Source organism: Bradyrhizobium sp., from assembly GCF_035701725.1.
In the GTDB taxonomy this organism is placed as follows: Bacteria; Pseudomonadota; Alphaproteobacteria; order Rhizobiales; family Xanthobacteraceae; genus Bradyrhizobium.
The window spans coordinates 1-3,485 of sequence record NZ_DASSRP010000185.1; the positions used below are offsets into that span (position 1 = coordinate 1).

The window sequence follows — 3,485 nt, forward strand, 5'->3', positions numbered from 1 at the left end:
AGATCTTTTTCGCTCTCGTATTTCGGTGAAATCGCAGTCGGGAAAACGGCGGTGGTCTCGTGCCTGCCGCACTCCTCGCGGCGGAAGTCGACCCATTTGCGGCCCTGCAGCTTGCCGGCGACTTTTGCCTCCAGATATTTCACCGAGCATGCCGGGATCGACAACGCGGATTTTTCGGCCGGCGCGACCGTTGTCGGCGGGGTGGCGGGCGCAGCCGGCGCCGCGGAAGGTGCAGCCTGGGTCTGCGCCATGACAAGTGGCGAAGCCGCCGCGGGGAGAAGCATCTGAGACATCAGCATCAGCGTGACGATCGCCGTTTCAGATCTTTTCATTGCTTTTCCCCGCAGCCATCCGGCCGACAAGGCCCGGACCGATCGAGCCCGGGCCCTGTCATGAACGATCAAGCCGGCCCTTTCAGGCGCTTGTTGCATTCGCTGTAGTAGCCGCCGCCCTTCTGAATCCACTTCAAGCCGGCGTTGCCGTTGTTCGCCTTGTTGGCATTGTACTGGTCGAGACAGGTGTGCATGCGCGCCTTGCCCGCGCTTTCCTGGGCGTATTTCTGGTCCACCATCATCGGGAAGATCGCAGGTCCGCTCGGCAACGTGGGTGCCGGCGCCGCCATCGGCGAAGCCGCCTTCGGCTTGGCTTCGGCGACCGGCGGCGGAGGTGCCGCAGGCGGGGCTGCGGGCGCGGCCATCGGGGTCGCATCGGCGCCGCACTGGGCCTTTCGGAAATCATTCCACTTCATGCCGTTGAGCGTTCCGGCGGATTTCGCCGCCTGATACTTGGCGCTGCATTCCTGCGTGGTCAGGGCCTGCGCCGGCGCGCTGGCGGCGATGGCGGCCAGTCCCGATGCCGCGACGGCGCATAATAATTTGGCTTTAATGGTCATCCTTGCTCTCCCTTTATTGTCCCTTGGGGATGCTGCTGGTCTTGAAGTTCCCCATCCTAACGTAGCCAAGGCATGTGACAACGGCCATCCTGGGTTGCGCAAAAATTATCGCGGCGCGAAAACCATTTACGCACGCCATTCATCGGCGGTTCAGCATCGCGGCGCGACCGTGACGGCCCTTCAAACCCTCCGAGGTGTTTCTCATGACGATATCCTCCCGCGTCGCCGCCGCGCTCGGCGCATCGCTCCTGCTGTTCGCAACTCCCGTTTTCGCCCAGAGCTCGACCGCGCCTGCCGCCGACACGGCGGCGAAGACGTCGAAGCCCCGCAGCGCCGAATCGCTCGAATGCTCCAAGGAGGCGGATGCCAAGGGATTGCATGGCAAGGAGCGCAAGAAATTCCGCTCCGAGTGCAAGAAGAACGCGATGAAGAAGCAGTAAGCTCGCCTCGATCGATCCCGTCCTCTTAAAAGGGGGACGGGGTCGCGCTGCCCAAACGATAGGCTGGCGCCAGCTGCCAAGGCCGGCGTGCATTGCAGCGATCGTGCGTGCGCATTTGTCCGGGGAATGCGGATTTGCCATAAGGCGCCGTGAGCCAGATCCCCAAATGGATGGCGGACGTCCTCCCCACCCGCACCAAAACCCTGCAATTCCTTGAAACGCTTGCGATCGGCACGGTCGGAGGCCTGCTGTTTCTTGTCACGGGATTGCCCGGCGGCCTGATCTCCGGCGCGATGCTCGCGGTCGCCGCCGCCGCCATGTGGGGGCGGCAGATGGCCGTGCCGGCCCACCTCACCCAGGCGGTGCTCGTGATGCTCGGGATTCTCCTGGGTTCGCTGATGTCGCGGCAATTGCTGCAGCATGTCGGCGCCTATCCGATCACCATCGGCCTGCTGGCGCTCGCCACCTTCTGCACCACGTTCGGCTCGAGCTACTACCTGCAAACCCTGCACGGCTGGGACCGCACCTCGGCGTTCCTGGCGGCCAGTCCCGGCGCGCTGTCGCAAATCGCCGTGCTCGCCATCGAAAAGGGCGCCGACATGCCGGCGATCGCCGTGGTGCAGACCCTGCGCGTCATCATTCTCACCGCCGCGCTGCCGCTGATTCTGGTGGCGGCCGGACTGACATCTGCATCCGTGCCGACGCCTGCGATGACGGTGGCCTCGCCGCTCGGGCTACTTGGACTGATCGGCGCCGCAGTCGCGGTCTCGCTGCTGCTGCGCATGATGAAATTCCCGGCGAGCTGGCTGTTCGGCGCCATGATCGGCTCGGCCGTGCTGCATGGGGCCGGCTGGATCGAGGGCGGCCTGCCGCCGGTCGTGCGCAATATCGCGCTGATCGGCATCGGCACCCTGATCGGTTCGCGCTTCTCGCGGATGAAGACCGGCACCTTCCTGCGTCATCTCGCGGCCGGCCTCGGCTCGTTCGCGATCGCGGCGCTGATCACCGCCGTGTTCGTCACGATCATCGCCTGGACCACGAATGTGCGCTTCGCCGACGCGCTGGTGGCTTTTGCCCCCGGCGCAATGGACGCGATGCTGGCGCTGGCCCTGACGCTGCACATCGACCCGATCTTCGTCGGGGCGCATCATCTGTCGCGATTCATCTTCGTGACCATCGCGACACCCGGCATCGTCCATCTGTTCGGACGGCCGCAGGAAGACGTCGACGATTAGCCTTGCCGGGCGGTCCGCGCGACGCCCCAGACCGCGATCGCCGCCATCAGCAAAGAGATCAGCACGTTGTAGCCGGCGAGCGACAGGCCGAGGAAACGCCACTGCACCTCGTCGCACATCACGACTTTAACGGTGTCGAGCCGGTCCAGCAGCGTGCCGGCACTGCCGAGATTGCCGACCGGCCCGGTGCAATCGGCCGGTCCCGGCCAGAACTTCCATTCCACGCCGGCGTGATAGGTGCCGAGAAGGGCGTTACCGAGCGCGGCCAGCGCCAGAATGGCAAGCCCCGCGATCAAGAGCGAACGCGGGGCGTGAACGGCGGCCGCGAGCGCCACCAGCGCCGCCAGCGGCACCGCGAGGTAATACGCATAGCGCTGCTCGAGGCAGAGCGGACAGGGTGCAAGCCCGAGCACGAGCTGGAAATACCAGGCGCCGGCCAGGGTCGCGGCCGCAACGAGACCGACCGCGAGCGCTGCCGCCAGCGCCGCCGAACCGACGCGCGCCATCGGGGAAACGGCTGTCATATTCGCCATCAGGAGCCTCCTGCCTGTCACGCTGACTATCGCGCGGGCACGCCGCTGTCGAGGCTGGTGGAGTGGATTTGACATTCACTATCCCGGGAATGCGCAAGCGAATATCAAATCCAAAACCCCACTAGAAACCCATATTTGCTGGCGGTCCGTTGATTCCAACCTTTGCAAAGCTGCGGACCGCGGCGGGATGCAAATGTTGGAATCGGACCACTGGCCGTTTCACAGCGGGTTGACCGGCGTCGGCCGGCCGCTATATTCCGCCGGCTTCGCGACGCCGGCTTGCCGGCGGACCGAGGGCCCCTGTGGCGGAACTGGTAGACGCGCTCGACTCAAAATCGAGTTCCGCAAGGAGTGCTGGTTCGATTCCGGCCAGGGGCACCATCCT

At 65.1% G+C, this 3,485-nt stretch carries 4 protein-coding genes, 1 tRNA gene and 1 pseudogene; 3 read left to right on the forward strand and 3 right to left on the reverse strand.

The annotated features are described in order from the left end of the window. A pseudogene (locus tag VFL62_RS10910) lies at window positions 1-332 on the reverse strand (hypothetical protein); the annotation flags it as partial. A gap of 68 nt (window positions 333-400) precedes the next feature. Next, a complete protein-coding gene (locus VFL62_RS10915; RefSeq protein ID WP_325172386.1) occupies window positions 401-892 on the reverse strand; it encodes a hypothetical protein in 492 nt (163 codons plus the stop codon). A 203-nt stretch (window positions 893-1,095) separates the two neighbouring features. On the opposite strand from VFL62_RS10915, the gene VFL62_RS10920 reads away from it, so the two are divergent. Together VFL62_RS10920 and VFL62_RS10925 are read left to right on the forward strand one after the other, a co-directional pair. Further along, window positions 1,096-1,332: a PsiF family protein gene (locus VFL62_RS10920; RefSeq protein ID WP_325172387.1), complete on the forward strand. Its 237-nt coding sequence runs from the start codon at window positions 1,096-1,098 to the stop codon at window positions 1,330-1,332. Window positions 1,333-1,481: 149 nt separating this feature from the next. Then, window positions 1,482-2,567 carry an AbrB family transcriptional regulator gene (locus tag VFL62_RS10925; protein ID WP_414644679.1) on the forward strand — a complete coding sequence of 362 codons (1,086 nt, stop codon included), beginning with the start codon at window positions 1,482-1,484 and terminating at the stop codon, window positions 2,565-2,567. On the opposite strand, the gene VFL62_RS10930 is transcribed toward VFL62_RS10925, so the two are convergent. Beyond that, complete coding sequence (locus tag VFL62_RS10930) at window positions 2,564-3,100, reverse strand: disulfide bond formation protein B (protein WP_325172389.1); 537 nt, start codon at window positions 3,098-3,100, stop codon at window positions 2,564-2,566. The genes VFL62_RS10925 and VFL62_RS10930 overlap by 4 nt on opposite strands. 296 nt (window positions 3,101-3,396) lie before the next feature. On the opposite strand from VFL62_RS10930, the gene VFL62_RS10935 reads away from it, so the two are divergent. Then, window positions 3,397-3,481: transfer RNA gene (locus tag VFL62_RS10935), tRNA-Leu, on the forward strand. The last annotated feature ends 4 nt before the right edge of the window (window positions 3,482-3,485 follow it).

Excerpts from the sequence above, each read along its gene's own strand:
- VFL62_RS10915 (WP_325172386.1), bottom strand. The coding sequence starts at position 892 with ATGACCATTAAAGCCAAATTATTATGCGCCGTCGCGGCATCGGGACTG.
- VFL62_RS10930 (WP_325172389.1), bottom strand. The coding sequence starts at position 3,100 with ATGGCGAATATGACAGCCGTTTCCCCGATGGCGCGCGTCGGTTCGGCG.
- VFL62_RS10920 (WP_325172387.1), top strand. The coding sequence starts at position 1,096 with ATGACGATATCCTCCCGCGTCGCCGCCGCGCTCGGCGCATCGCTCCTG.